Consider the following 24,942-nt stretch of genomic DNA (forward strand, 5'->3'; position numbering starts at 1 on the left):
GTCAGGGGAGAAGGCCGGTGCATAAAGAATGATTGCCCCAAAAGCCAGAAATAATAATGCGCGGCCCGTTTTCCCCCTCTGCCCGCGCCGTTCAGGGCACCAGCACGGCCGCGCCCTCGAAGCGCCCGTTGCGCAGGTCATCAAGCGCCCTGTTGGCCTCGCGTAGCGGATAGGTGGTGGTGGTGGTGCGGATTCCCACACGCGGCGCGATTTCAAGGAAATCAATGCCATCCTGCCGCGTCAGGTTAGCGACCGAGACGATCTGGCGCTCCTCCCATAACAGGTCATAGGAAAAGGCGGGGATTTCACTCATGTGAATCCCGGCGCAGACCACGCGGCCCGCCTTGTGCACGGCCTTGAGTGCCGCGGGCACCAGTGACCCCACGGGGGCGAAGATGATGGCGGCGTCAAGCTGTTCGGGCGGTGCTTCATCCGAGCCACCTGCCCATACGGCCCCCAGCGTGCGGGCGAATTCCTGCGTTTTCGTATCCCCCGGCCGGGTGAAGGCATAGACCGAGCGGCCCTGCCACATGGCCACCTGTGCGATGATGTGGGCCGCCGCCCCGAAGCCGTACAGCCCGATGCGCCGCGCATCCGTGCCCGCCATGACCAGCGACCGCCAGCCGATCAGCCCCGCGCACAGAAGCGGCGCCATGGCGACATCATCATCCCCATCGGGCAGGGGAAAGGTGAAATGCGCGTCCGCCACCGCCAGCGTGGCGTAGCCGCCATCGCGCGTGTAGCCGGTGAACAGCGGGTGGTCGCACAGGTTCTCGTGCTGGGTCTCGCAGTAATGGCAGCAGCCGCAGGTATGGCCCAGCCACGGTATGCCCACGCGCTGGCCCAGCTTCAGGTCTGTCACGCCGGGGCCGATGGCGTCGATGCGGCCCACGATCTCGTGCCCCGGTGTCAGCGCATGGCCGGGAAAGGGCAGGTCCGCGTCCACCACGTGCAGGTCCGTGCGGCACACGCCGCAGGCCCCGACCTTGACACGGATCTGCCCGTTGCCCGGTTGCGGGTCCGGCAGTTCGGTCCATTGCAGGGGAGTATGGGGGGCAAGCAGTCGCATTGCGTACATGGTCCGGTCCTTGGGCTATCGGTGCGGCCTGTCGGTCGCCAGTGCAGTTGCGGCCATGGATACCATGCCTGCGCGCCCATGCGGCATGACATGCATCATCTTGTTATCACAACGCGGTGCGGTAGGGGGTCAGGGCGTCGAGCGCGGGTAGCTCGGCCTCGATCGCCGCGCGTTCGCGTCCCAGGAAATCACCCACCGCCGCCCGCAGGCCGGGATGGGCAATCCAGTGCGCGGAATGGGTCAGGCAGGGGCGGTAGCCGCGCTGGAGCTTGTGTTCGCCCTGTGCTCCGGCCTCCACCCGTTTCAGCCCGTGGGCGATGGCGAAGTCGATGGCCTGATAATAGCACAGCTCAAAATGCAGGAACGGCCAGTCACCTTCCAGCCGCCCCCAGTTGCGCCCGTACAGCGTATCGCGCCCCATGAGGTTGAGCGCACCGGCCACGGGGGTGTCGCCCTGCCGTGCAATCATGAGCACCACCCGGTCCCCCAGCCGTTCCGATAGCAGGCGGAAGAAGGTGGGCTGGAGATAGGCCCGGCCCCATTTGCGGTCCACGGTGGAAAGGTAGAACCCGTAGAAGTCACGCCACAGGGCGGGGGTGATCTCCGTGCCGCGATAGGTATGGAAGGTCAGCCCGCAGGCATGGGCGTCGCGCCGTTCGCGGCGGATGGCCTTGCGCTTGCGCGAGGCGAGGGACTCGAGAAAATCGTCAAAGCTGGCATAACCCTCGTTATCCCAGTGGTACTGCACGCCCAGCCGCTGCAGCCACCCGTTACGGCCCAGCAGGTCATATTCATGGCCGGTGCAGAACGTGACATGGACGGAGGACAGGCCCAGTTCCTCACAGGCCTGCCGCAATGCGCGCGCGGCCATCTGGCGCAGGGCATCGGCATCGGGGGCATCCGCATGGACCAGCAGGCGCGGCCCCGGCACGGGGGAAAAGGGAACGGCCACCTGTAATTTGGGATAATATTCGCCACCCGCGCGGGCAAAAACCTGCGCCCATTGCTGGTCGAATACATATTCACCAAAGGAATGGCTCTTGGCGTAGAAGGGGGCCACCGCCAGCAGGCGGCCCGTGCCATCGCGCATGGCCAGGTGCTGGGGCATCCAGCCCGCATCGGGGCTGGCGGAACCGCTATCCTCCAGCGCCGAGAGGAAGGCGTGGCTGACGAAGGGATTGTCATTGCCCGCGCAGGCATCCCATTCCCCCGCCGGGATTTCGGCTATGGCGGGGTGCAGGGTCATGGTGGGGCCGGTCATGACCGGCGCACCGGTGGGCGGGCCGTGTGGGGCGGTTGGGTCATGACGGGCTCCCTTGTGTCAGTGTGGCCGGGGCATCAGCCGATTTCGAACAGGCCTTCCACTTCCACCGCCGAATCAAGCGGGAGCGAGGGCACGCCCACGGTGGAGCGGGCGTGGCGGCCCGCATCCCCGAACACCGCGACCGCCAGGTCAGACGCCCCGTTCATGACGGTGGCATGCTGCGTGAAGTCCGGCGTGCAGGCAATGAATCCGCCCAGCCGCACCACGCGCCGCACGCGCGACAGGTCGCCCACGGCGGCCTTTACCTGCGCGATCACGTTGATCATGCTGTAGCGCGCGGCCTCGACCGCCAGTTCCACCGCAACGGTGCCGCCCAGCTTGCCTGTGGTCAGCAGCTTGCCATCAACCAGCGGCAACTGCCCCGATACCGTCAGCATGGACCCGCTGAGCACGGCCGTCACGTAATTCGCAACGGGCGTGGCAGGCGTGGGCAGCACGATGCCAAGCTGCTTGAGGCGCTGTTCAGGGGTTTTGTCAGGCATCACGGTCATCCTTGTATCTGGGGCGGTCGGGTGGGGCCGGTTTCAGCCGACCAGTCGCAGCCCGCGCCGCCGGGGGGGCGTATCATCACCATCGTCATGGCCGGACTCGGGCAGGTCAAGTGGCAGCATGGGGGCCGGTGTGTCCGCCATCATGTCTTCATGCGGGGCGTCGGGCAGCCTGCGGCCCAGATAGGCATCAGACAGCGCCCGGAATGCGTAGTCCAGCATGGATGTCGCGTAGGATGCAACAGGATCGCCCTCCACCGTGCCGGCGGGGCCGAAATGGCTGTAGGCGAAGGCCTCGACATAGCTTTCCAGCGGCGCACCATACTGCAGCCCGATGCTGACCGCCTGGCCCAGCGTGTCCATGAGGCCACGGACCATCGGGCTTTCGCGCGTAGGCGTCAGGCTGACCTCGCCCAGCGACCCGTCGGCATATTCCCCCGTGCGCAGGAACAGGCGGTGGCCGCCCACGCTGGCCTTCTGGGTAAAGCCGCCATGGCGGGGCGGCAGGTGGCGGCGCACGCCGCGTTCCAGCCCCGAGCGTGTGGCCAGCGTGTCACGCGTGGCGTCGGGGCGCGGGGGCATGCGGTCGGCAAAACCACCCAGCGCGCGGTGCATGGCCTGATGGGCCATGGCGCCGGGCAGCGGCAGAACGGTTTCACCCGCCAGCGTGGCCGCGAACGCCGCTTCCAGCGTCAGGCCGCGCGCGGCAAGGCGCGCCAGCGTGCTCGTGGCCAGCCGCCCGTCCATGCGCAGCGGCGAAAAGACGGGGGCGAGGCCGCAGGACTCCACGCCCAGCAGTGCATCTATGGGGCCGGGGGCGGAAAAACCGGTTTCCACCCGGGCGGCGGGCTGGTCGGTGGCGATGGCGGCTTCCTGCCATACGGCGCGGGCGACCTCGCTTATGCCGGGAACAACGCTGCGCACGGGGGGCAGGGGCATGGCGTCCGCGCCCTCGCCGGAATGGGCGACAAGGGTGGCCAGCGCCACGATGCTGCACGCCGCGTCGCGCCCGGCCTCGCTGTCATAATCCAGACCCATGCCCGCAAGGCAGGCATCAAGGTTGGTGAGCTGGAGGGTGCCGGCGGTGGGCGGGCGCTCGTGGCCTTCTTCCACCACGGGGCGCAGGTGCGCGCGGGTCGGGCCGTGGGGGTCGGGCAGCGGCAGTTCACCGTTGCGCATATGGGCTTTCTGCCGCGAAACCGCGCGCAGCACCCGGGCGAGCAGCCGTAGCGCCACCACGAAGTCCTGCGCCATGAACCCATTATCCGCCTCGACAAAGGCGGCGAGGTTGACCACGAAGGCGGGCCTGCGGTCATGGTGGCCATGCCACAGGCTTTCCGCCGGGGCGGCCTGGCGCATGAGCAGCAGGCACGACAGCGTGCGGGCGACCGGGCGGATGACGGGGCCGGAGATTTCTCCCATGCACAGGTCATCTATCCATCGCGCCGCCTCGGTCGGCAGGCTGGCGGGGCCGTGGCCGGGGGCCAGCCGGGCCAGGGCCTCGGCTGCCGTGTCATCCCAGTCCGCGGGCAGGGTAACGGAACGTGGTGCGGCGTCGGGGTCGGCTGCGGCCTCGACGGTGCGCATGCGCACGCCGTTCCAGTGGCTTCGTGCTGTCATGCCCACTGTTCTACCGGCAGCCGCACGCGCGGCGGAACCCGTTCGGGCCGGAGTCGCAACTATACATTCCACTGGATACCGTGGATATGGGGGATAACTGGAAAGTCGTGCCGGACAGCCCGCTTTCCGGCGGTCCGGCGCGGTTTTTTCCGCCACCGGCACGGCTCACGCGCGGGAATCACTCTATTTCCCCGGACGGAAATGCACACCCGTGCAATCTGATCCCGCAGATGTGACAGAGCCATGTGCATAATGCGCGTGGACCACGCGGGGGCGCGCGGATTAGGCTGCGCGCATGGCAAATCTAGGCACCCGTATCTACACCCGATTCAAGGGGCGGCTGGTTGGCAAGGATGCCGATGGCCGCTGCTATTATGAGGCCCGTACCCTCAACCGCACCGGCGGCGGGGAAAAGCGGCATGAACGCTGGGTCATCTACCACAAGGGCGAGGACGCATCCGCCGTGCCGCCCGAATGGTGGGGCTGGCTGCACCATATGGACGCCGAACCCCTGCCCGAGAGCGCGCGCCAGCCATGGCAGCAGCCCTGGCAGCCCAACCGGACCGGCACGCCGGAGGCCTATCACCCCCCCGGCAGTGACACGCAGGGCGGCCAGCGGGCTTCTACCACCAGCGATTATGAGGCATGGTACCCCGAGGGATGAAGTCCCCGGCGTAACCTGTTAGGGTCGCGCCATTGCAGATTGGGGAAGCTTAGCCATCATGGTTGCTGCTGTTTCAGGGCGCGCGGGCCGTCAGCCGGGCGAACTTTTCGCCGGTTTCGCGGTGCTGGCGGTACTCGCGGGGTTGCTGGCCTACGCTGTGGTGGACAAGGGACGCCCCCATGAATCGGGCTACCGGCTGAACGCGGGCTTTGCGCATATCGACGGCCTGTCCGTAGGGTCGGACGTGCGGCTGGCGGGCATTACCGTGGGGCAGGTGGTGGAGGAACGGGTTGACCCGAAAACCTACGCGGCACAGGTCACCTTTACGGTGCGGCCGGACATAAAGCTGCCTGATGATACGGCGGCCATCATCACCAGCGACAGCCTGCTTGGGGGCAAATACATCGCCCTTTCACCGGGGGGGGATGACAGGATGCTGGCCCCCGGCGGCACGATCGGCCAGACGCAGGGCGCGATCAGCCTGGAACAGCTTCTGAGCAAGTTCATCTTCTCCGTAACCGATACATTGACCGCGAACCGGCAGAACAAGGCCGCGCAGCCGCCCGCGCCTGCCGCACCGGATGCGCCATGACCTCCGCCATGCCCGATGACGCCGCCATGCCCGCCATATGGCCCCAGTCCGATGGCACGCCCGTATCCTGCCGTGACAAACTGCTGGTATTGCAGGAAAACCATGCCGAATTGCAGGGGATCATGCGTGATGCGTTCGAGGATGCGATCCTGATGGGCGTGGATGAGGCCGCGATGCGCCAGATCCTGCATGATATGGTCAACAGCCTGCGGAGCCCGAAGGCATGAAACGGCTCGCCACCGCCTGCCTGCCCGCCCTGTTTCTGGTCTGCCTGCCTGCCTGCGCGGGCGCGGTCGAATGGCTGGCCGCCCCCGCCATCTACCCGCCCGATACATGGCAGGGAAAATCGGTCGCCCAGATCCGGGTGCTGGACAAGCTCGATGCCCATGTCCAGACGCTGAGCGTGCCCGTGGGGCAGGATGTGGCCTATAAAAGCCTGACGCTGCACGCGACATCGTGCCTGCAGCGCCCCCCGACCCTGCCAGCCGATGCAGCGTCGTGGCTGGATGTGCGCGACGCGCATGCGGGCATGGCCGGATTCCAGGGATGGATGGCGGTTGCGGAACCGGGAACAGGCGTTTTCCAGAACCCGCTTTATGATGTGCAACTGGTTGGCTGTAGTGGTGATAACGTAGCCCCCGTGCCGCCGCCGCTTGCCGTTGTTGCGGCACAGGCCCCGGCGGCACCCGGCGCCACCCCTGCCGAAACACCTGCCGCGCCCGCCGGTAACGCGGCGCCCGTTCCCACTGATGGCGCGCCGCAGCCGCTCTCCCCCATGCAGGCACCCGTGGTGGTGACGCCGCCCGCGTCCCCGCCTGCTTCATCCGCGCCCGCCGCCCCGGACAGCGGGGGGGCTGCCCCGCTGATGCTGCATTAGAAATTAGAAAATAGTTTAATTTATATCGTATCAATGCGGGCCGCCATCCGGGCCGGTTCCGGGGTTGCTTATCCACCTGCTTTACCGGAGGCTAGAACCATCATGAGCAAGATATCTTCCTTTCCTTCGCTCGATCGGCTGCCTCCGCCCGCCAGGGCGGCGTTCCTGCTGGATTTTGATGGTACGCTGGTCGATATCGCCCCCACGCCGGAATCCGTCGTCGTTGCACCCGGCCTGCTCGATACGCTGCGGCGGCTGCGTGACAAATGTGGTGATGCGCTGGCTGTCATTTCCGGGCGTCCGATTGAACAGATCGACCATTTCCTTGGCGATGTGCCCTATGCCGTGGCGGGGGAGCATGGCATCGCCATCCGGCATGCGCCGGGGCAGGCGATAGAACGCTCCGCTTTGCCGCCCGTGCCCGCCGCATGGTTCGAGCAGGCCGACAGGCTGGCGCAGGCCCATCCCGGCGTGCGGATCGAGCGTAAGAAGGCGGGTCTTGTCCTGCACTATCGCGGCGCGCCGGATGCCGGGCCGATGCTGGGCAGGATCGCGGATGAATGGGTGGCCACGACAGGTGGCGTGTTCCACGTGCAGGCCGCCAAGATGGCGTGGGAAATCCGCCCGGCGGGCGTGGACAAGGGGCATGCGGTGGAAGCCCTCATGCAGGCCGCGCCCTTTGCCGGGCGTGCGCCGGTTTTCGTGGGGGATGACGTGACCGATGAGGACGGCATCCGCATGGCGGTGCAACTGGGGGGTATCGGGCTGCGTATTCCGGTTGATTTTCCTGATCCCGCAACTTTCCGCGCCTGGCTTGCGCATCTTGCACAAGGGGGGAATGACGCATGGGGCGGCTGATTATCGTTTCAAACCGTGTGCCTTCCCCGCGTGAGCGCAGCCAGCCCGCCGGTGGTCTGGCCGTCGGCTTGAAGGACGCCCTGCGGGAAGGTGAATCACTCTGGTTCGGCTGGTCGGGCAAGCAGGTGCAGCTTCATGGTGGCGACCCGGTGCCACGGCTGGACCGCGTTGATAACGTGACCTATGCCACCATTGATCTCACGCCCCAGCAGTACGAGGGGTTCTACCAGAATTTTTCCAACGGCATCCTGTGGCCGCTGTTTCACTACCGTGTCGGGCTGATGAACTATTCCCGCACGGACTGGGAAACCTATCTTGCGGTCAACGCCATGTTCGCCCGCACGCTCCTGCCCCTGCTGCGCCCCGATGATGTGATCTGGGTGCATGATTACCACCTGTTCCCGCTGGGTCAGGCGTTGCGTGACCTTGGCGTGCGGTGCCGGATCGGTTTCTTCCTGCACATTCCCTTCCCGCCATGGAGCCTCGTGCGCGCGCTGCCGGGGGCGGACCTGCTGCTGGAGGATATGCAGAGCTATGACCTCGTTGGCGTACAGACCGCCGAGGACGCCGAGAACCTGAATCAGGCGCTGCGGGTGAACGGCCTGCCTGAACGCGGGCAGGCGTTCCCCATCGGGATCGACCCCGATGAATTCCGCGCACAGGCGGAAAAAAGCATGAAAGGCCCGGAGGTGGCGCGGCTGGAGGGCAGCCTGCGTGGGGCGAGCCTGGTGCTGGGCGTGGACCGGCTGGACTATTCCAAGGGGCTGCCGGAGCGCTTTCGTGGGTATGAGGCGTTTCTGGCGCGTTACCCCGAACATCGTGGCAAGGTAACCTTCCTGCAGGTCGCCCCCATCTCGCGCGGGAGCGTGGAGGAATACCGCCAGCTCCGCCGCCAGCTTGATGAACTGACCGGCCGGATCAACGGGGCCTATTCCGAATTCGACTGGACGCCGATCCGCTACATCACCCGCCCGCTCCCGCGGGAGGTGCTGGCCGGGTTCTACCGCCGGTCGGAAGCGGCCCTGATCACTCCGCTGCGCGACGGGATGAACCTTGTGGCCAAGGAATATGTGGCAGCGCAGGACCCGGCCAATCCGGGCGTGCTGATCCTGTCGCATTTCGCGGGGGCGGCACCGGAGATGGAAGAGGGGATTCTGGTCAATCCCTATGACCCGGACGAGATTGCCGATGCGCTCCACGCCGCCCTGACCATGGGGCTGGCGGAGCGGCGCACACGCTGGCAGGCGCTGGAGCGTGAGGTCAGCCGCACCACGGCCATAAGCTGGGCGGCCGACTTCATGCGCGCGCTTGAGGCCGCACCCGCCGCCTGCCGGACATAGTCTGCCATGCGTGCGCTTGGTCTGCTTATGGTGGTGGCAGGCTGCGCCGCGCTGGGCGTGGCGTGGTGGAGTGAGCATATGCTGGGCATCGTGCCATGCGGGCTGTGCCTGCTGGAACGCTGGCCCTATCGCATCATGATCGGGCTTGGCCTTGGCATACTGGCGCTGCCCGATGCCATGGGGCGGTTCCTGTCATGGCTGTGCGTCATCGCCCTGCTGTCGAGCGTGGTGCTGTCGGGCGTGCATGTGGGGGTGGAGCAGGGATGGTGGCGTAGCCCGCTGTCGGAATGTCGGGCGCCCGTTTTCCATGGCGGCAGCATTTCCGAGCGTCTGGCCGCCATGCCGCGCCACGCGGCCAAGCCGTGCGACGCGGCAACGTATCTGGTACCCGGCCTGCCGCTATCCATGGCGGCGATGAACGGACTCTATGCCCTGTTGCTGATCGTGCCTGTGCGCCGGGGGCTGAAGGTCAGGGTCAGGGCAAGGTTCCGCGGCCGCGGCCAAAAAACAATCCAATGATGAACAGGACGATGAAGACAAAGAAAAGGATCTTGCCGAAATAGGCAAAGGTGTCAGAAATGCCGCCGAAGCCAAAAACCGCGGCGATCAGGGCCAGGACAAGGAATGTGATGGTCCAGCGTAACAGGTCCATGATCCGGTTCCTTCCGATCGTTGTTGTGACAGGCGCGGGATTGACATCCGCCCTATAACAATGCGCCAGAAAGCAGCCGGTTCATCGGCGCAGGTGATTTTGGCCAGACCGGGCGGGAGGCAAGGCATGACAGCAGGCAGTGGCACAACCGGATTTCATGGGCTGTACCAACACGGATTCGCCCGTGTGGCGGCCTGCACGCTGCCCGTGGCGATGGCCGACCCGATGGAAAACGCCCGGCGCACGCATGAGAGCATCCGCGCATGCCATGATGACGGCGCGGTGGTGGCCGTCTTCCCTGAACTCGGGCTGTCCGGCTACGCGATCGAGGACCTGCGCCAGCAGGACGTGCTGCTTGAGCGGGTGCATGATGCGCTCGGCTGGCTTGCGCGCCAGACGGCGGGCCTGCTGCCGCTGGTGCTGGTGGGCGCGCCGCTGGTGCATGGAAATGCGCTGTACAACTGCGCCATCGCCCTGCATGACGGGCGGATACTGGGTGTCATCCCCAAATCCTACCTGCCCAATTACCGCGAGTTCTATGAGGCACGACAGTTCACGGCCGGGGCCGGGCTGCGTGGCGCGCATATCGGCATAGGCGGCCAGGACGTGCCCTTCGGCACCGACCTGCTGTTCCATGCCAGTGGTGTTGCGGGGCTGGTGGTCGCCGCCGAGATCTGTGAGGACATGTGGGTGCCCCAGCCGCCGGGCATAGAGGCGGCACTTGCCGGGGCCACGGTCATTGCCAACCTTTCCGCCAGCAACATCACGGTTGGCAAGGCGCGCACCCGCACGCTGCTGTGCCAGTCCCATTCGGCACGGTGTATCTGCGCCTATCTGTACGCGGCGGCGGGGGAAGGCGAATCCACCACCGATGTCGCGTGGGACGGGCAGGCCTCGATTTTTGAAAATGGTGCGACGCTGGCGGAAAGCACGCGTTTTCCCACCGGCCCGGTATCGGTCATGGCCGATATCGACCTGGACCTGCTGCGTCAGGAACGCCTGCGCATGGGCACCTTCGCCAACAATCGCGCCCATGCTGCAGCACGGGAATGGCGCAGCATCCCGTTTCAGGTCACGCCGCCTGCCGCAAATATCGGCCTGCGCCGCGCCATTCCCCGTTTTCCGTTCGTGCCCAGTGACCCGGCGCTGCTCGATCAGGACTGTTACGAGGCCTTTACCATACAGGTCACGGCGCTGAAGCGGCGGCTGGTGGCGTCGGGGGCAAAAACCATGGTGATCGGGGTATCGGGGGGGCTGGATTCCACCCATGCCCTGCTGGTCGCCGCGCGCGCGGCGGATGAAAGCGGGCTGGGGCGGCAGGCCGTGCTGGGCTACACCATGCCCGGTTTCGGCACCAGCAGCGACACCCATGGCAATGCCCATGAACTCATGGCCGCCCTTGGCATACAGGCCCATGAAATTGACATACGCCCTACCGCCCGGCTGATGCTGGAGCAGATGGGCCACCCCTTCGGCCGGGGGGAGGCGGTGTATGATGTCACGTTTGAAAACGTGCAGGCGGGCCTGCGCACCGATTACCTGTTCCGCCTGGCCAACCAGTCCGGCGGGATCGTGATTGGCACGGGCGACCTGTCCGAACTGGCGCTGGGGTGGTGCACCTATGGCGTGGGTGACCAGATGGCGCATTACAATGTCAATTCCGGCCTCCCCAAAACCCTGATCCAGCACCTGATCCGCTGGGTCATGGCCAACGGGCAGGAAAAGGCGCGGACCTGCACGGTGCTGGAGGCGATCCTTGCCACCGAAATCTCGCCCGAACTGGTGCCTGCCACGGCAGGGCAGGAAGTGCAGAGTACCGAGGCCATGATCGGCCCCTATGCCCTGCAAGATTTTACCCTGTTCCATGTGCTGCGCTACGGCTTCCGCCCGTCAAAGATCGCGTTCATGGCGCTGCATGCATGGGGTGATGCGCAGCGCGGGCAGTGGCCGCCGGGTTTCCCGCAGCAGGGCAGGCGGGCTTATACGCTGGGTGAGATCCGTCACTGGCTGGCGGTCTTCCTCCGGCGGTTTTTCGGGTTCAGCCAGTTCAAGCGCTCCGCCATGCCCAACGGGCCGAAGGTCGTGGCGGGTGGCGCGCTGTCACCGCGTGGCGACTGGCGCGCGCCGTCGGATGGAAATGCACGTATCTGGCTGGAAGAACTCGAAATGCGTGTGCCCCTGAACTGATTCCGACTTTTTTAATAAATACAGTACAAAATCGGTCCTGAATGATGCTTCTTCCGGTTTCCCACAGGGAACGGATGGCGGGTCATCGGTGGCACGGTCGTACGGATATGGCCTGCTTCCGTAGGAAAAGGAACGGAATGTATGGGGTACGTGACCGTAACCGGGGCCACCGGGCTTACGCTGGGCATTAACCAGGACAGCAGCCAGATCATACAGGGTCTGCAGCAGGCCGGTGAGCAGGCTGCCCTGCAGGTGCTTTCCAACGTCATGGACGTAAGCGACGCCAGCATGCGGGTCGATGCGGTATCCGTGGCGGGGGGCGTGACATCCGATGCGGAAGCCGCCCGTGTTGCTGGTGTGGCAATGATTGATGGCGCCCTGCGCACGGCTGCTGGCGCGGATGGGGTGCAGGAGATCACGGGTGGCGGGACTTTCACCACGCAGGGCGGCGTATCGGCCATTGATATCGGCAGTACTACGTCAACGCCGCTGAACCAGGGCATCTCGCTCAATGGCGGGGACAGGGCCGTCAATATTATGGATGGCAACCTTGGCACGGTGGAGTTCAATGCCGGTTCGGGCGATGTGAATTATTATGCCGCTGGCGGCAACACGGTTTTTGTCAGTGGTACGGGAAATGACCTCGTCCACACCATGGGCGGGTCGGACACGGTTTACGGTTATGCGGGCACGCCCACGGTCAGCGGGGACTGGACCACGCCCGGCGCCACGGCATCCGCCTTCAATGGTGGTGGTTCGTCCATAGAGGTCATTGATGGTGTTGTGGTCAGCAATGAGAGTAACGACACCATAACAACCTATGACGATGGTGGTTTTTTTGAAGGTGAATACACAAAGCAGACCATAAATACGGTACAGGGTGGCCAGAACGATGTCATTTCCGGCCATGGCAGGCTGAGTGTGGATTCGGTCAGTGACAGTTCCATCACGGCCGATGGCGCGCTGTCCGTAAGTGGTGGCAGCAACGATACGATTTCCGCCAGCATGTCCACGCAGGTTGACGGGCTGGACAGCAGCGTCATTCAGGTCAGCGTGCCCGGCACACTTACATTCATTGGCGGCAGTAACGGTGTGTCCGATACAGTCAGCGGCACCAACGCCACCATATTCGGCACCGCCGGGCTGGACCTTGCGGCGCATGGCAGCGGTAGCATGACCTTCCATGCGGGTAGCGGCAATGAAACCCTTGATGGTGGCCTGTCAGGCGGCACGCTGCGGCTGATCGCCGGTAGCGGCAATGATACGCTGATCGGCGGGAACGGTCAGGCCATGCTTCAGGCCGGATCGGGCAATGACGTGCTTACGGCGGGGCATGCCGGCACGGAATTCGATTTTATCAAGGGGCAGGCGGGCGGCACCGACATCATTCAGGATTTTGCCGGTGCGTCCGGCAATGTCATAAAACTGTCCGGTTACGATACGACTCCGGCATCCATCCAGTCCATGCTCGACCACGCCACCATTGCGGGTGGCAGCACGACCATCAGCCTTGAGGACAGCACGCGGCTTACCTTTGTTGGCGTGACGGACCTGAAGGCCCAGAATTTCAAGGTCTGACCGGGGAATATTGTCTCCCGGTGTCATGATTTTCCGTTGAATAACGATACGGAAACGATATAAATTACCCATTACCTGACACGGTGCCAGTGTATTCCTTCCTTTTATGGAAGGAATCCGCTTCTTGCTGATCAGATCAATATGAATTTACATGTGATAACAAAAAATTGCTGGCCTAACATCCCCCGGCAGGTTACAAGCCGCGACCGTCCAGCCGGGTGGATGATGATGGTCCCGACCGAGACGGGATCAGGTCAGGACAGAATTCATTTTTAGCCAGAGAGGAGCAGGCTGTTCCGATGAGCAAGGCCTTTATTGCCGCTGTCATACAGGATTCAATCGATTGCACGGGCGTTGCGGCCAATCAGGCAGCGTCTGACCTGATTGCGGCGATTGTCAAGGAACTCAAGCGCGAGGGTGGCTTCACCCTGCCGTCATTCGGAACATTCACTGTCAAGAAAACCAAGGCCCGCAAGGCGCTTAACCCCCGCACGGGTGAGCCGGTCAAGGTCAAGGCGGGCAAGACCGTACGCTTCAAGGCCAGCCCGAACCTGAAAAAAGCCGTCTGATAAAGGCGGCTCTGCCATTTCGGTCAAGAAATGGCAGGCCGTCCCGATCAGGTAAACCAGACGGAAAGTGAGCGCACGCCCTGTGCGCCACGGATCAGCACGCCCTGAATATCCGCCGTGGCGGAGGGGCCGCTCATCAGCACGCCATAACGCGCGGACTTGAATTCCGGGCGCGTCTGGTAGGTGGTGTGCATGTTGGCAGTCAGTTCCCCGGTCGAGAGCAGCACCACGATATGCTGCGCCAGATGCGCAAAGGAATTGATGGGAAGCTGGGCTTCGCTCAGGAAGATCGATCCCATTTCCGCAATGCCGAACGCCGCGCGCACCACGGCCACATCCACCGTCGCGGCGTCCTGCGGGGTCTTGATGCGCTCCACCGGCAGTGTGCCCTTGGCTTCGGGCACGTTGGAGCAGATGACCTTTGCATCCGGGTGGCGGCGCAGGATCGCCTGGTCCAGTGTTTCGCCCTCCACCGGCTCCAGCACGTCACCGCCCAGTATTTTCAGGTTGGTGATGAAGCGCTCCCGGCTTGCATCCAGATCCCCCAGTGTCGCGACGGGGGGCAGGGGGTGGTTCTGCGGTGTGGGGCGGTTGGCCCGCAGGGCCTGCAGTATGGTGTCGCGTGCGCTCATTTTCCGCTCTCCGGTGCGGTGGCCGCGGGTGTGGCGCGGTTCTTCTTGTACCAGTCGTGAAATGTCTGTTTGATCGGGTGCGGCAGTTCGCGGTGCTTGCCCCACGGGTTCAGCCAGTTGTACAGCGCAAAGCGCGGCAGGCTTTCAAGCGACGTTTCGGTCGCGCGCAGTGCGGCGCGGTACATCTTGGGCTGGCCCATGAGCTTGCCCGCCATGTACATGATCTCACGCTTTACAAACGGTATTTCACGGTGCTGCACCAGCACGCGCCGCCATTTGTACAGCTGTTCATGAATGTCGATCTTGACCGGGCAGACATTGGTGCAGCTTCCGTTCAGTGTCGAGGCGAAGGGAAGCGTGCTGTATTTGCGTTCATTGAAGGTGGGATCAATGATCGCCCCGATCGGCCCGGAATAGACCGCGCCATAGGACAGCCCGCCCGAGCGGCGGTACACCGGGCAGGTGTTCATGCACGCGCCACAGCGGATGCATTTGAGCGATGTCCAGAAATCATCCATGCCCAGACGGTGCGAGCGGCCGTTATCCACCAGCACCACATGCATTTCGCCCCCATCCTGCGGGCCACGGAAATGGGTGGTGTACTGCGTGATGGGCGAACCCAGCGCGCTGCGTGACAGCAGGCGGATGAACACGCCCAGATCGGCCATGCGCGGCACCAGGCGTTCGATGCCGATGGTGGCGATATGCAGGTTGGGCACCGTCGCACTCAGGTCGGCATTGCCTTCATTGGTGCAGACCACGAACGTGCCGGTTTCCGCCACCACGAAGTTGCCGCCGGTCATGCCCGCATCGGCATGCAGGATCACGGGCCGCGCCGCCTGGCGCTGGGCTTCGGCCAGCAGGTGCGGGTCACGGATGTTGGGGTCGGTGTGGTAATCCTTGGCGAAGATCTTGGCCACGTCCGATGTCAGCTTGTGAACGGCGGGCACCACGATGTGGCTGGGCAACTGGTCATCAAGCTGCTGGATGCGTTCACCCAGGTCGGTTTCGGTTACGGTGACACCCTGTTTTTCAAGATAGGGCCGCATGTCACATTCTTCCGTGACCATGGACTTGCTCTTGATCAGGCTGCGTGCGCCATGTGCCTTCAGGATGTCGCCCACGATGCGGTTGTGTTCCGCCCCGTCACGCGCCCAGTGTACATGGATGCCGTTTTTCTTCGCGTTCTCCTCGAACTGCTCAAGATATTCCGGCAGTTGTGCGAGGGTGTGTTCCTTGATGCGCGACGCTTCCTCACGCAGTTCCTGCCATTCGGGCAGCATGTGCATCTGGGCGTCGCGCTTCTGGCGCATGTCCCACAGGCGTTCGTCATGGAACTTGAGGTGGGGGGCGTCTTCCAGAAAATGCTCGGCCGCCCGGGCATGGTTGACGGGTCTGTTGCTCATTGTGCTGCTCCGTTAAGGATCTGCGCAATATGGATGAAGCGGATGGGCACGCCTGCGCGTTCCGCGCAGCCCTGCTGGTGCATCATGCATGACGAGTCAGCCGAGACGATATATTCCGCCCCCGCATCGTGGTGGTCACGCACCTTGTCCACCCCCATGCGGGCGGAGATCGCTTCTTCCGTGACCGAGAAGGTGCCGCCAAAACCACAGCATTCATCAGGCCGCTTGGGGGTTACGAAGCGGATGCCCTTCACCTTTTTCAGCAGGTCCATCGGCTTGGAGAACGGCTTTTCCCCCAGTTCCGACATGCTGGCCGTGCGCAGGGCGCGCAGGGTGCCGCAACTGTTGTGCAGGCCGACGGTGTGGTTGAACTCCGCCCACGGAAAGGCCTCGACCTTCAGGATGTCGTGCAGGAACTCGACCAGTTCAAAGGTGTTTTCACGCACATGGCGGACTTCATCGGTCTGCGGGATCGCATCGAAATTATCGCGCACATGATGCGTGCAACTGCCGGAGGGCATGACGATCTTGTCGAATCGCGCGAAGTTGCGCACGAACAGTGCTTCCGCCGCGGCGGCGTCCGAATTGCAGCCGGAATTGCCCATTGGCTGCCCGCAGCAGGTCTGGTCCAGCGGATATTCGACATCCTGTCCCAGTTTCTCCAGCAGTTCCAGCGTGGCGATACCAGCCTCGGGGTAGAACGCGTCGATATAACACGGAATGAACAGGCCAATTTTCATCAGGGGACACCCATACTCAGCACGATTGGCGCGAAACGTGGCGCATGGCACGTTATTTCGTCAAATATATATTGAAGGTGATTTCCATATATAATTTATATGAAAGATGGATTTAAGGCATTTACGATATTTCGTGGCTGTAGCCGAGAATGGCAGCTTTACCCGTGCGGCGGAACAGCTTGGCATGGAACAGCCGCCGCTGAGCCAGCAGATCAAGCAGCTCGAGAACGAGCTGGGCGTCTTGCTGTTCCAGCGGCTGACCCGTGGGGTCAGGCTGACCGATATCGGGCTGGTGCTGCTGGACCAGGCACGCGCGCTTCTGGGCATGCAGCAGCAGTTCCTTTCCACCGCGCAGGGGCTGGCGCGGGGTGAGAAGGGGCATATCCGCGTGGGGCTTGCGGGCGCGGTCTCGCTGCTGCCCATGATCCCGCTGACCGTGCGGCGCTTCCGCGAGGCATGGCCCGATGTCACCATCTACCTTGAGGAAAGCAATACCCCTGCACTGTGCAAGGCGCTGCATGACCGCGCCATAGACATCGCCATCGTCCGCCCTCCGGTGCCCGATGGTGCGGGGCTGCTGGTCTCCCCCCTGCTGGAGGAGGAAACGGTCGTCGCCCTGCCCAAGGGGCACCCGCTGGCCATTCACCCCAACCTGGAACTGGAAATGCTGGCGGATGAGCCATTCATCATCTTCCCGCGTGAACTGGGGCCGGGCTTTCATGACGCCATTCTGTCCGCCTGCCACAATGCCGGTTTCACGCCCCGCATGGGCCAGCAGGCGCCGCAGATCGCATCGACCGTGCCGCTGGTCGCCGCCGGGCTGGGGGTATCGGTCGTGCCGCGCTCGCTGCACCAGATCCATTCCGGTGGCGTGACCTATCATTCACTCGGGGCCAAGGCGCCCCGCGCGGAACTGGCCATCGCCATGCGCGGGGGGCAGCATGTGCCGTTGCTGAGCAACTTCATCTCCACCCTGCGTGCGTGCTGCCGGGACATGCGTGACAGCACCGTTACCCTCACGCCGGGCCTGCCGGACATGGAAGCCGGTCAGGCCGGGGCGTGACGGCGCGGGGCGGTGTCAGGCCACGCGGCTGGCGTGGATCAGGTCGTGGATGAAGGACAGCTTGCGCAGGATTTCCGGTGTCAGGACGAAGGGATAGAAATCCGGCAGGCCCATGGAGCGGTTCAGGCTGTTGGCGGCATAGGTCAGCGGCAGCCAGCCCTGCGTGATCTCGTCGAACGACATTTCGGTATAGGGGTCCTTGCACACATCCGCCCGTAGCGGCGGGGCATGGGCGCCCGCCGCGTTGATGGACATGCCATAGGCCCATGCGGTCTCCAGCGTGGAGATGATGTGCAGGTAATGGGCCCATGTCTCGGCAAAGTCCTCCCACGGGTGGGACGTTGCGTACTGGCTGACATACCGGCCACGCCATGCGGGGCTGGGGGGCTTTTCGTAATGTTCCTTCAGGGCGGCGGCGTAATCGCGCCGGTCATCGCCAAAGATCTCGCGGCAGGCGGCCAGCCGGTCGGGGCTGGCGTCACGGATCAGTACGTTCCAGTAATAATGCCCGATCTCATGGCGGAAATGGCCCAGCAGGGTGCGGTAATACTCGCCCATTTCCAGCCGCATCTGTTCACGCTGGGCGTCATCGGCCTCGTTCAGGGCAATGGTGATGATGCCGTTCATGTGGCCGGTCATGGCGGGCGTGCCGTCGGGGTGGCTGTCCAGAAAATCGAAGGCCAGCCCGTTTTCGGGGTCCTGCCGCCGGTTGCGCAGCGGCAGGCCGAGGCGCAGCAGCGTGTAGAACAGGCGGTGCTTGGCGACTTCCAGCTTCTGCCACCGCGCGATGTTGCCCGGTACCGACAGGTTGGGAATGGTGCGGTTGAAACTGCACGCCACGCAGAAGGTCTGCCCCGGCTCCGTCAGCCAGTTACACGCGCTATGGGCGTTATTGGCGCACATCACGCGCGGGCTGTCCGGCGCGGCCATGGGGCGCCACAACCCTTCCCCCATGGCTTCCAGCGCGGAAAGCGTGGTCCGTTCGGGCAGGTAGCCCAGAGTCATGCCGCAGCGTTCGCACGCCGTGTTTTCAAAAAACAGCACCTGCTGGCATGACTGGCAGAAAAACAGCTTCATGAGGACAGGATCGACCGTTGCTGGCGTAAGGGTGTGTGAGTAAGGCCGGGAAGGGGAATTGTTTCCATCACGGCTTCAAAGGTGGCGACGCATTTGTCCAGCAGCCCGCTGACGGGGGCTGCCTCATGCGGTGTCACGGCAACCGCCAGCGGGATGTGCCCCTGCGCGGCCAGCAGGCCCGATGTCGTATCCAGCCCGATCCAGCCCGCGCCGGGCACATGCACCTGTGTCCACGCATGCAGTTCGCAGCCCATCCGCTCCGGGGCGTCGCGTTCGGGCTGGAACAGGTAGCCCGAGACAAAGCGCGCGGCAAAGCCGAGCCTGCGCAGTATGGCGATCAGCAGCCATGCGCTGTCACGGCACGATCCCGCGCCATTGCGCAGTGTCTGCTCCGGTGACCATACGCCTGCTTCCAGCCGGATGCGGTAGGTGATGCGCGCGGCGATGTCACGCGTCAGCGCCACCAGCAGTTCCAGCGTCGGGCAGGGCAGGCGGGCGCGCCATTGCGCGGTGATCTCATCCAGCAGCGGGGTCGGCGTGGTGGTTGTGGCAGGTGGCGTTGCCTGCATGTAGGCCGCAAGTGCCGGGTTGCCCCCTGCGCCCTGTGCGGGCCAGTTCCGTGCGGCGGGCGCGATGGTGAAGCGGAACGGGTCCACCGGGGTCTGGTCGGTGGTCAGGCGTACGGTGATGTCGAAATGGGTCACCCGCTCGGGAAAGCTGACGCGCGCGATGCGGTTGCCGAACCTGTCCTCCCCCCATGTGCGGACATGTGGATCGGGGGTGATGTCCAGTGAGTGGCCGCGTACGTTGGGGCAGCCGGGCGTGGGGTGCAGCCGGATCGTTTGTGGGCCGAGATGAACAGGCCGGTCGTATCGGTACCGTGTATGATGGACCAGCATGACATGCGCGTTCATATACTCACTCTCAGCCTCGGAAAACGGTTCCGCATGCCCGCCATCGTGATCCGGCGATGGGTAAGGCTGGACGCGGTTATGGATGCTTCACCCACGCTATCAGGATTGGCGAGGGCGGCAATATCGTATTTTTCGGGTATCTGCGCGCGAAAGGGAAATGAATGCATATTCGTTCTTGGCAAGAAGCGATTTTCTTGCTCCGCTAGCGGGAAGTGAAATGAAACGACAGGTGGGTGGACATGATTCCTTCGCGCCTGACCCATCTCCAGTCCAACGGGGGTAGGGCATGAGTGATACGAAAATGGCGGCACAGGCGGCCGGGCTGTTCGCGACGTATGACATTCCGGATTTCTTCTGTGAACTGCTTAACCGCAAGGACCAGCCACCTGCCGGCCTGCAGACGGTGCGTGACCGGCTGTCGCGTTTCGGCCTGGCGGAACTGCGCCGCCGCGCCGCCGCGGTGGAGGCCCAGTTCTACCGCCTGGGCATTACCTTTACCGTCTATTCCGACCGTGAGGCCATCGACCGCGTCCTGCCTTTCGATGTGATCCCCCGCGTGCTGACCGCGGCTGAATGGGACCATGTGGATCGCGGCGTGCAGCAGCGCGTGCGCGCGATCAATATGTTCCTGCACGACATCTACCACGATCGCCACATCCTGCGTGACAACGTGGTGCCCGCCTCACTGGTGCTGGGCAACGCCAATTACTGTCAGGCCATGGTCGGGCTGGATGTGCCGGGCGGGGTTTATGTCCATATCAACGGCACCGACCTCGTGCGTGACCGCGACGGGCGCTTTCTGGTGCTTGAAGATAATGCGCGCACCCCATCGGGCGTATCATACGTGCTGGAGGACCGGCAGATGATGCTGCGCCTCATGCCCGATCTGGCCACGGGGCTTGATATCCGCCCGGTGGATGAATACGGCCCGCGCCTGCACCGCGCGCTGGTGGAGGTCGCGCCCGCAGGGGTGGCGGACCCGCAGGTCGTCCTGCTCTCCCCCGGCATTTATAACGCCGCCTATTTCGAGCATGTGTTCCTGGCGCGTGAAATGGGCATCCCGCTGGTGGAGGGGCGTGACCTGCTGGTGGAGGACGGGCGCGTTTACATGCGCACCGTGGCCGGGCCGCGCCCGGTCCATTCCATCTATCGCCGCCTCAATGATGATTTTCTTGATCCACAGGTCTTCAACCCGGACAGCCTGCTGGGCGTGCCGGGGCTGGTGGATGCCTACCGGCGTGGGAACGTGACGCTGGCCAACGCGATCGGGACCGGCGTGGCGGATGACAAGGCGGTCTATGCCTATATGCCGCGCATCATCCGCTATTATCTGGATGAGGAACCGATCCTGACCAATGTGGAGACCCATATCTGCGCCGAGCGCGAGGGGCTGGAATACACGCTGGCCAACCTGGAAAAGCTTGTGGTCAAGCCGGTGGGGGAATCCGGTGGCTATGGCCTGCTGATCGGCCCGCACGCCACACAGGCCGAACTGGATGATTTCCGTGCCCGGCTGCGGGCCGATCCGGCCAATTACATAAGCCAGCCGGTCATCAGCTTGTCGGTATCGCCCACCCTGTGCCCGGCCGGGGTGGAGGCGCGGCATGTTGACCTGCGGCCCTTTGCCGTGACGGGGCGCGATACATGGGTGCTGCCTGGCGGCCTGTCGCGCGTGGCGCTGCGCAAGGGGTCGCTGGTGGTCAATTCCTCGCAGGGGGGCGGGTCAAAGGATACATGGGTGCTGGCATCATGACACAGGTTTCGGTCTTTCCCGCCCCGCTGCTGCCGGGGTTGCGCAATCTGCTTTCGCGTTACGCCGAGAACATGATGTGGCTGGCGCGCTACATGGAGCGCATCGAGAACATGGCCCGGCTGATCGAGGTCACGGGGTCTTCCGTGCGGGCGGGCAGCGTGGATGCGGGCTGGGACAGCATCATCCACATCAACGCGGATGCGGCCTTTTTCTTCCGCCACCACAAGGCCGCGACCGAGCAGGCGGTCGTCACCTTTTATATTACCGAGGAAGGAAATCCCGATTCCATCCTCTCCCTTGCCCGCTGCGCGCGTGAAAACGCCCGCGTGCTGCGCCCCCTCATCTCGACCGAGATGTGGATGCACCTGAATGTCTTTACCCGCTGGGTGATCGAACTGGGGCCGGGCGATGTGGGGGCGGGTTATCTTTCCCCGCTATGCACCCGGCTCAAGCAGGACTGCCAGACCCATTTCGGCATTACCGAAGGCACGCTGTACCGCGATCAGGGCTGGCTGTTCTACAGTCTTGGCAAGAATCTGGAACGCGCGGACCAGATCACCCGGCTGATCGACATAAAATACCATACCCTCCTGCCCAGCGGTGCGGGGGTGGGGTCCGACATCGACATGAGCCAGTGGACATCGGTGCTGCGGTCGGCCGCCGCCTATCATGCCTTCCGCCGCGTGCTGCCCGATGGCATGACGCCCGCCAATATCGTGGGCTTCCTGCTCAAGAACAACGGTTTCCCGCGTTCGCTGTCCAACAGCCTGTGCAATGTTTACAGCGCGCTGGGGGCGCTGGCGGGGGAACACCGGCTGCGCCATTGCGGGCCGATTCTTGAACGGGTGGAGGAACTGCGGGTCACGCTGGCCGAACAGACGGTGGAGGACATCATCCTGCGCGGGCTGCATGAATACATGGACTGGATACAGCGCGAACTGCGCCAGATCCAGAACGAGATTGCCCAGGCCTTCTGGCCGCCTGTCGTGTCGGTTTCCTCCGCCGCCGATGGCATGGCGCAGGTCCAGAACTGACAGCTATCGCGCCGCCCGCTGCCGTGCGCGGTAGCGGGTGGTGCTATTGGCAAATAACGGAAGGTTCCGGGCGTCGCCGTGCCTTAGGGATACGACGTTGATCTGAAGCTTTTTTGAACAAAGCTTCACCAAGAACTTCCTTATGATTACAGGATGTTCCGTGGATTGGCTGTTTCAAACAGTCTTTATGGAAAGAAGCTGGCTGGGGCGGGAGGGTTCGAACCTCCGCATGGCGGAATCAAAATCCGCTGCCTTACCACTTGGCTACGCCCCACCATGTAAAAGAACCGCACCATGGGCGCGATGTGCAGTTCTTCTAATGTCTAAATGACTGCCCCGTAAAGGGGGGACAGTCAGGTTTCGTTATTCCGGCAGGGGTTCAAGCGGCAGGTCAACCATCGGGTCAGTGTCCATGCCGTGATCCATGCCGCCGGGGCCTTGCGTCTCGGCCGGGCCAAGGCCGGTAAAGCGGGCCGCGCGGTCCAGCGCCTGATCCAGTGCCGCCATGGTGATGCCCATGTCCTGACTGTCATCACGATCCCATGTGCGCAGCGTTGCGGTCCATACGCCCACCAGTGCCTGCAGGCGGATCGCCCCGGTCAGCCCGCTGGTGTTCAGCCCGGCGGCGTCCGCCATCCACCGCATGCTTTCCAGCGTCGCCCCCCCCAGCAGCACGGCCATAAGCGGGTCGGTGGGCAGGGCGCGCAGGACGCTGCGCACGCCGTCGCGATACTGCTGGAACACGTCCAGGCGGCGCATGAGCATGTCGAACAGCTTTTCGCGCACGCTGCCTTCGGATTCATCCTCCACCAGCGCCGCCTCATCCGCCAGGCGCCCCAGCGTGAGCAGGATGGCGGCCTTGCACGGGAAGCGCCTGCGCGCGGTCTCAAGGCTCAGCCCGGCATCCCGCGCGGCGTCAACGACCGTCACACGTCGCCATCCGTGCAGGCTGGCGCGTTCCAGCGCGGAACGGAGAAGGGTGGCGTCAAACTGGTCGTTATCCATGGAATATCTGGTCTTCCGGGCTAGGGGTGTCAAAATGGGGCCTGCGGCGGGCAGGCCCATGGTCATGAAACGGGCTGCGGGCCGGACAGTTCGCGTGAGCGATGCGCCGCCGCCTTCAGCGCGGTGGCGAGGGTGGCGGGCCATGCATCCGGGGCCATCAGCACTTCAAGTGCTTTCTGGGTGGTGCCGCCGGGGCTGGTCACATTGCGGCGCAGGAGGGCGGGGTCGGTTCCGCTGCGCACCATGAGCGCGCCCGCACCGGCCACGGTCTGGCGCGCGATCTGGCGGGCCAGTTCCGGGGGTAGTCCCCCGGCCACGCCCACCTGCTCCATCAGTTCGGCCAGCAGGAAGACATAGGCCGGGCCGCTGCCAGATATGGCGGTGACCATATCCATCTGATCTTCATGGTCGATCCATGCCACATCCCCCACCGCGCGCAGCAGGCGTGTGCACAGCATGCGCTGCGCCGGGGTGGCGATGGGGGGCGCATAGCATACGGTCATGCCCTGCCCGATGCTGCACGGCGTGTTGGGCATGGCGCGGATCACGACCGGAACGGGGCTGCCCGCGGGCAACTGGTCGGCCAGCGCGTCACTTAGCCCTGCCACTGTCCGGCCCGCCAGAACGGACAGCACGGGCGCGCGCAGCGCGAACGGCGCGATGGCCGCCATGACGGCGTCCACCTTCTGCGGTTTCGTGGCCAGCACGATCATCGCGGGGTGGAAGTCATCCGGCACGTCATCGGGGCTGCGCACGAGGTGGTGCGGGGCGGGTACCGACTCCCGGTGCCTGTCGATGATGAAGGAAGGGGCCAGCCCTTCCTTCAGCCATCCGTCCAGCATGGCCCCGCCCATGTTGCCGCACCCGACCAGCAGGACGGGCGGCAGGGTTGTGGTCTGTGTCATCATGCCATCCCGGCGCAGTCGAGCATGGCCGCTTCCAGCGCCTCGGCCGGTTTCTTGCCGCCCCACAGCACGAACTGGAACGCGGGGTAGAAACGCTCGCACTCGGTCAGCGCGATGTCGATCATGTCCTCCAGGCTTTCCATGGACGCCCCGCGTGAGCCGCGCAGCAGGACCGCGTGGCGGAAGACCGGCGTGCCATGTTCCATATCCATGCCGAAATGCCCGATCCAGAGCCGTTCGTTCGCCAGCGCCACCAGTTCGAACAGGTTGCGGCGCTGCTCGGCGGGGACCTTCAGGTCGAACGTGCAGGTGAAATGCATGGCGCTTACTTCTTCCGACCAGCAGAAGAACAGGCCGTAATCGCACCATTTGCCCGGGGCTTCGGCCGCCATTTCCGAATCGCTGCGGCGTTCGAAATTCCAGTCGTATCCGCCCACGATCTGTTCCATCAGATCGAGTGGATTCGTGTTGCGTGCGATTGCTGTGTGAGTCAGAGCAGGCATGTGGCACTCCCCGAAGCCGTCGTGGAGGAGATCCGGGCTGACGCCGGATTCCGTGTCTCTGCAACCTGGTCCGTGCCCTGTTG

General features: G+C 64.2%; 26 protein-coding genes and 1 tRNA gene. 13 read left to right on the forward strand and 14 right to left on the reverse strand.

What is annotated here, in order from left to right:
- Positions 1–91 precede the first annotated feature (91 nt).
- From DY926_RS08950 to DY926_RS08965, 4 genes are all read right to left on the reverse strand, one after another.
- Positions 92–1,078 (reverse strand): zinc-dependent alcohol dehydrogenase family protein, encoded by a 987-nt coding sequence (locus DY926_RS08950; RefSeq protein WP_116703046.1) that lies wholly within the window; start codon positions 1,076–1,078, stop codon positions 92–94.
- 106 nt (positions 1,079–1,184) lie between these two features.
- Positions 1,185–2,339 carry a GNAT family N-acetyltransferase gene (locus DY926_RS08955; RefSeq protein ID WP_186336118.1) on the reverse strand — a complete coding sequence of 385 codons (1,155 nt, stop codon included), beginning with the start codon at positions 2,337–2,339 and terminating at the stop codon, positions 1,185–1,187.
- 77 nt (positions 2,340–2,416) lie between these two features.
- Positions 2,417–2,884, reverse strand: a complete 468-nt coding sequence (locus tag DY926_RS08960; RefSeq protein ID WP_116703096.1) for a RidA family protein — start codon at positions 2,882–2,884, stop codon at positions 2,417–2,419.
- A gap of 42 nt (positions 2,885–2,926) precedes the next feature.
- Positions 2,927–4,510, reverse strand: coding sequence for a TSCPD domain-containing protein (locus tag DY926_RS08965; RefSeq protein WP_116703048.1), 1,584 nt, complete (start codon positions 4,508–4,510; stop codon positions 2,927–2,929).
- Positions 4,511–4,805: 295 nt separating this feature from the next.
- Between DY926_RS08965 and DY926_RS08970 the strand changes: the two genes are divergently transcribed.
- From DY926_RS08970 to DY926_RS09000, 7 genes are all read left to right on the forward strand, one after another.
- Positions 4,806–5,174: an NADH-ubiquinone oxidoreductase subunit NDUFA12 family protein gene (locus tag DY926_RS08970; RefSeq protein WP_116703049.1), complete on the forward strand. Its 369-nt coding sequence runs from the start codon at positions 4,806–4,808 to the stop codon at positions 5,172–5,174.
- Between the two features lie 58 nt (positions 5,175–5,232).
- Positions 5,233–5,766, forward strand: a complete 534-nt coding sequence (gene mlaD, locus DY926_RS08975; protein WP_116703050.1) for an outer membrane lipid asymmetry maintenance protein MlaD — start codon at positions 5,233–5,235, stop codon at positions 5,764–5,766.
- Positions 5,763–5,993: a hypothetical protein gene (locus DY926_RS08980; protein ID WP_116703051.1), complete on the forward strand. Its 231-nt coding sequence runs from the start codon at positions 5,763–5,765 to the stop codon at positions 5,991–5,993. Before mlaD ends, DY926_RS08980 begins: the two co-directional genes overlap by 4 nt.
- Positions 5,990–6,643: a DUF2155 domain-containing protein gene (locus DY926_RS08985; protein WP_116703052.1), complete on the forward strand. Its 654-nt coding sequence runs from the start codon at positions 5,990–5,992 to the stop codon at positions 6,641–6,643. The genes DY926_RS08980 and DY926_RS08985 overlap by 4 nt, the downstream gene beginning before the upstream one ends.
- A 102-nt stretch (positions 6,644–6,745) precedes the next feature.
- A complete protein-coding gene (gene otsB / locus DY926_RS08990; protein ID WP_116703053.1) occupies positions 6,746–7,501 on the forward strand; it encodes a trehalose-phosphatase in 756 nt (251 codons plus the stop codon).
- Entirely contained in the window at positions 7,489–8,841 is a 1,353-nt protein-coding gene (locus DY926_RS08995; protein WP_116703054.1) for an alpha,alpha-trehalose-phosphate synthase (UDP-forming), read from the forward strand. The genes otsB and DY926_RS08995 overlap by 13 nt, the downstream gene beginning before the upstream one ends.
- A gap of 27 nt (positions 8,842–8,868) precedes the next feature.
- Positions 8,869–9,360 (forward strand): disulfide bond formation protein B, encoded by a 492-nt coding sequence (locus DY926_RS09000; RefSeq protein ID WP_241503138.1) that lies wholly within the window; start codon positions 8,869–8,871, stop codon positions 9,358–9,360.
- Here the strand turns inward: DY926_RS09000 and DY926_RS09005 are convergent.
- Complete coding sequence (locus DY926_RS09005; RefSeq protein WP_116703056.1) at positions 9,317–9,493, reverse strand: DUF1328 domain-containing protein; 177 nt, start codon at positions 9,491–9,493, stop codon at positions 9,317–9,319. The two genes, DY926_RS09000 and DY926_RS09005, sit on opposite strands and share 44 nt — an antisense overlap.
- Before the next feature lie 126 nt (positions 9,494–9,619).
- On the opposite strand from DY926_RS09005, the gene DY926_RS09010 reads away from it, so the two are divergent.
- The 3 genes from DY926_RS09010 (at position 9,620) to DY926_RS09020 (ending at position 13,827) form a co-directional block, all read left to right on the forward strand.
- Positions 9,620–11,680, forward strand: coding sequence for an NAD(+) synthase (locus DY926_RS09010; RefSeq protein WP_116703057.1), 2,061 nt, complete (start codon positions 9,620–9,622; stop codon positions 11,678–11,680).
- Between the two features lie 141 nt (positions 11,681–11,821).
- Positions 11,822–13,258 (forward strand): hypothetical protein, encoded by a 1,437-nt coding sequence (locus DY926_RS09015; protein ID WP_116703058.1) that lies wholly within the window; start codon positions 11,822–11,824, stop codon positions 13,256–13,258.
- Positions 13,259–13,557: 299 nt separating this feature from the next.
- Positions 13,558–13,827 (forward strand): HU family DNA-binding protein, encoded by a 270-nt coding sequence (locus DY926_RS09020; protein ID WP_010514654.1) that lies wholly within the window; start codon positions 13,558–13,560, stop codon positions 13,825–13,827.
- Between the two features lie 47 nt (positions 13,828–13,874).
- Here the strand turns inward: DY926_RS09020 and DY926_RS09025 are convergent, their stop codons facing one another.
- From DY926_RS09025 to DY926_RS09035, 3 genes are read right to left on the reverse strand one after another with little or no spacing between them, the layout of a single operon-like run.
- The gene (locus tag DY926_RS09025; protein ID WP_116703059.1) at positions 13,875–14,459 is read right to left on the reverse strand and encodes a LutC/YkgG family protein; all 585 of its coding nucleotides are present in this window, start codon (positions 14,457–14,459) and stop codon (positions 13,875–13,877) included.
- Positions 14,456–15,865, reverse strand: coding sequence for a lactate utilization protein B (locus DY926_RS09030; protein ID WP_116703060.1), 1,410 nt, complete (start codon positions 15,863–15,865; stop codon positions 14,456–14,458). Before DY926_RS09030 ends, DY926_RS09025 begins: the two co-directional genes overlap by 4 nt.
- Complete coding sequence (locus DY926_RS09035) at positions 15,862–16,605, reverse strand: (Fe-S)-binding protein (protein ID WP_116703061.1); 744 nt, start codon at positions 16,603–16,605, stop codon at positions 15,862–15,864. The genes DY926_RS09030 and DY926_RS09035 overlap by 4 nt, the downstream gene beginning before the upstream one ends.
- 106 nt (positions 16,606–16,711) lie before the next feature.
- Here DY926_RS09035 and DY926_RS09040 point away from each other — a divergent pair, with 106 nt between their 5' ends.
- Entirely contained in the window at positions 16,712–17,668 is a 957-nt protein-coding gene (locus DY926_RS09040; RefSeq protein WP_116703062.1) for a LysR substrate-binding domain-containing protein, read from the forward strand.
- A 15-nt stretch (positions 17,669–17,683) separates the two neighbouring features.
- Here DY926_RS09040 and DY926_RS09045 read toward each other — a convergent pair whose 3' ends face one another.
- Together DY926_RS09045 and DY926_RS09050 are read right to left on the reverse strand one after the other, a co-directional pair.
- Positions 17,684–18,745 carry a zinc-binding metallopeptidase family protein gene (locus tag DY926_RS09045; RefSeq protein ID WP_116703063.1) on the reverse strand — a complete coding sequence of 354 codons (1,062 nt, stop codon included), beginning with the start codon at positions 18,743–18,745 and terminating at the stop codon, positions 17,684–17,686.
- On the reverse strand, positions 18,742–19,659 hold the full coding sequence (locus DY926_RS09050; protein WP_116703064.1) for a transglutaminase family protein: 918 nt from the start codon (positions 19,657–19,659) through the stop codon (positions 18,742–18,744). The genes DY926_RS09045 and DY926_RS09050 overlap by 4 nt, the downstream gene beginning before the upstream one ends.
- Before the next feature lie 286 nt (positions 19,660–19,945).
- Here DY926_RS09050 and DY926_RS09055 point away from each other — a divergent pair, with 286 nt between their 5' ends.
- Positions 19,946–21,412: a circularly permuted type 2 ATP-grasp protein gene (locus tag DY926_RS09055; RefSeq protein WP_116703065.1), complete on the forward strand. Its 1,467-nt coding sequence runs from the start codon at positions 19,946–19,948 to the stop codon at positions 21,410–21,412.
- On the forward strand, positions 21,394–22,446 hold the full coding sequence (locus tag DY926_RS09060) for an alpha-E domain-containing protein (protein WP_116703066.1): 1,053 nt from the start codon (positions 21,394–21,396) through the stop codon (positions 22,444–22,446). Before DY926_RS09055 ends, DY926_RS09060 begins: the two co-directional genes overlap by 19 nt.
- 199 nt (positions 22,447–22,645) lie before the next feature.
- Here the strand turns inward: DY926_RS09060 and DY926_RS09065 are convergent.
- The 4 genes from DY926_RS09065 to DY926_RS09080 form a co-directional block, all read right to left on the reverse strand.
- A tRNA-Gln gene (locus DY926_RS09065) sits at positions 22,646–22,720 on the reverse strand.
- Positions 22,721–22,809: 89 nt separating this feature from the next.
- Positions 22,810–23,451: a TetR family transcriptional regulator gene (locus DY926_RS09070; protein WP_116703097.1), complete on the reverse strand. Its 642-nt coding sequence runs from the start codon at positions 23,449–23,451 to the stop codon at positions 22,810–22,812.
- A gap of 62 nt (positions 23,452–23,513) precedes the next feature.
- Positions 23,514–24,356 carry a pyrroline-5-carboxylate reductase gene (gene proC, locus DY926_RS09075; protein ID WP_116703067.1) on the reverse strand — a complete coding sequence of 281 codons (843 nt, stop codon included), beginning with the start codon at positions 24,354–24,356 and terminating at the stop codon, positions 23,514–23,516.
- A complete protein-coding gene (locus DY926_RS09080; protein WP_116703068.1) occupies positions 24,356–24,859 on the reverse strand; it encodes a type III secretion system chaperone family protein in 504 nt (167 codons plus the stop codon). The genes proC and DY926_RS09080 overlap by 1 nt, the downstream gene beginning before the upstream one ends.
- Positions 24,860–24,942 lie beyond the last annotated feature (83 nt).

It is taken from the genome of Komagataeibacter melaceti, assembly GCF_003403295.1.
Classification (GTDB): Bacteria; Pseudomonadota; Alphaproteobacteria; order Acetobacterales; family Acetobacteraceae; genus Komagataeibacter; species Komagataeibacter melaceti.

Coding starts and splice junctions, on each gene's coding strand:
- DY926_RS09050 (WP_116703064.1), bottom strand. CDS start 19,659: ATGAACGCGCATGTCATGCTGGTCCATCATACACGGTACCGATACGAC.
- DY926_RS09080 (WP_116703068.1), bottom strand. CDS start 24,859: ATGCCTGCTCTGACTCACACAGCAATCGCACGCAACACGAATCCACTC.
- DY926_RS08965 (WP_116703048.1), bottom strand. CDS start 4,510: ATGACAGCACGAAGCCACTGGAACGGCGTGCGCATGCGCACCGTCGAG.
- DY926_RS09000 (WP_241503138.1), top strand. CDS start 8,869: ATGGTGGTGGCAGGCTGCGCCGCGCTGGGCGTGGCGTGGTGGAGTGAG.
- DY926_RS08980 (WP_116703051.1), top strand. CDS start 5,763: ATGACCTCCGCCATGCCCGATGACGCCGCCATGCCCGCCATATGGCCC.
- DY926_RS09055 (WP_116703065.1), top strand. CDS start 19,946: ATGAGTGATACGAAAATGGCGGCACAGGCGGCCGGGCTGTTCGCGACG.
- DY926_RS09015 (WP_116703058.1), top strand. CDS start 11,822: ATGGGGTACGTGACCGTAACCGGGGCCACCGGGCTTACGCTGGGCATT.
- DY926_RS08985 (WP_116703052.1), top strand. CDS start 5,990: ATGAAACGGCTCGCCACCGCCTGCCTGCCCGCCCTGTTTCTGGTCTGC.
- DY926_RS09035 (WP_116703061.1), bottom strand. CDS start 16,605: ATGAAAATTGGCCTGTTCATTCCGTGTTATATCGACGCGTTCTACCCC.
- DY926_RS08950 (WP_116703046.1), bottom strand. CDS start 1,078: ATGTACGCAATGCGACTGCTTGCCCCCCATACTCCCCTGCAATGGACC.
- DY926_RS09060 (WP_116703066.1), top strand. CDS start 21,394: ATGGGTGCTGGCATCATGACACAGGTTTCGGTCTTTCCCGCCCCGCTG.
- DY926_RS09005 (WP_116703056.1), bottom strand. CDS start 9,493: ATGGACCTGTTACGCTGGACCATCACATTCCTTGTCCTGGCCCTGATC.
- DY926_RS09010 (WP_116703057.1), top strand. CDS start 9,620: ATGACAGCAGGCAGTGGCACAACCGGATTTCATGGGCTGTACCAACAC.
- DY926_RS08995 (WP_116703054.1), top strand. CDS start 7,489: ATGGGGCGGCTGATTATCGTTTCAAACCGTGTGCCTTCCCCGCGTGAG.
- mlaD (WP_116703050.1), top strand. CDS start 5,233: ATGGTTGCTGCTGTTTCAGGGCGCGCGGGCCGTCAGCCGGGCGAACTT.
- DY926_RS09030 (WP_116703060.1), bottom strand. CDS start 15,865: ATGAGCAACAGACCCGTCAACCATGCCCGGGCGGCCGAGCATTTTCTG.
- DY926_RS09045 (WP_116703063.1), bottom strand. CDS start 18,745: ATGAAGCTGTTTTTCTGCCAGTCATGCCAGCAGGTGCTGTTTTTTGAA.
- DY926_RS08960 (WP_116703096.1), bottom strand. CDS start 2,884: ATGCCTGACAAAACCCCTGAACAGCGCCTCAAGCAGCTTGGCATCGTG.
- proC (WP_116703067.1), bottom strand. CDS start 24,356: ATGACACAGACCACAACCCTGCCGCCCGTCCTGCTGGTCGGGTGCGGC.
- otsB (WP_116703053.1), top strand. CDS start 6,746: ATGAGCAAGATATCTTCCTTTCCTTCGCTCGATCGGCTGCCTCCGCCC.
- DY926_RS09040 (WP_116703062.1), top strand. CDS start 16,712: ATGGATTTAAGGCATTTACGATATTTCGTGGCTGTAGCCGAGAATGGC.
- DY926_RS09020 (WP_010514654.1), top strand. CDS start 13,558: ATGAGCAAGGCCTTTATTGCCGCTGTCATACAGGATTCAATCGATTGC.
- DY926_RS09025 (WP_116703059.1), bottom strand. CDS start 14,459: ATGAGCGCACGCGACACCATACTGCAGGCCCTGCGGGCCAACCGCCCC.
- DY926_RS09070 (WP_116703097.1), bottom strand. CDS start 23,451: ATGGATAACGACCAGTTTGACGCCACCCTTCTCCGTTCCGCGCTGGAA.
- DY926_RS08970 (WP_116703049.1), top strand. CDS start 4,806: ATGGCAAATCTAGGCACCCGTATCTACACCCGATTCAAGGGGCGGCTG.
- DY926_RS08955 (WP_186336118.1), bottom strand. CDS start 2,339: ATGACCGGCCCCACCATGACCCTGCACCCCGCCATAGCCGAAATCCCG.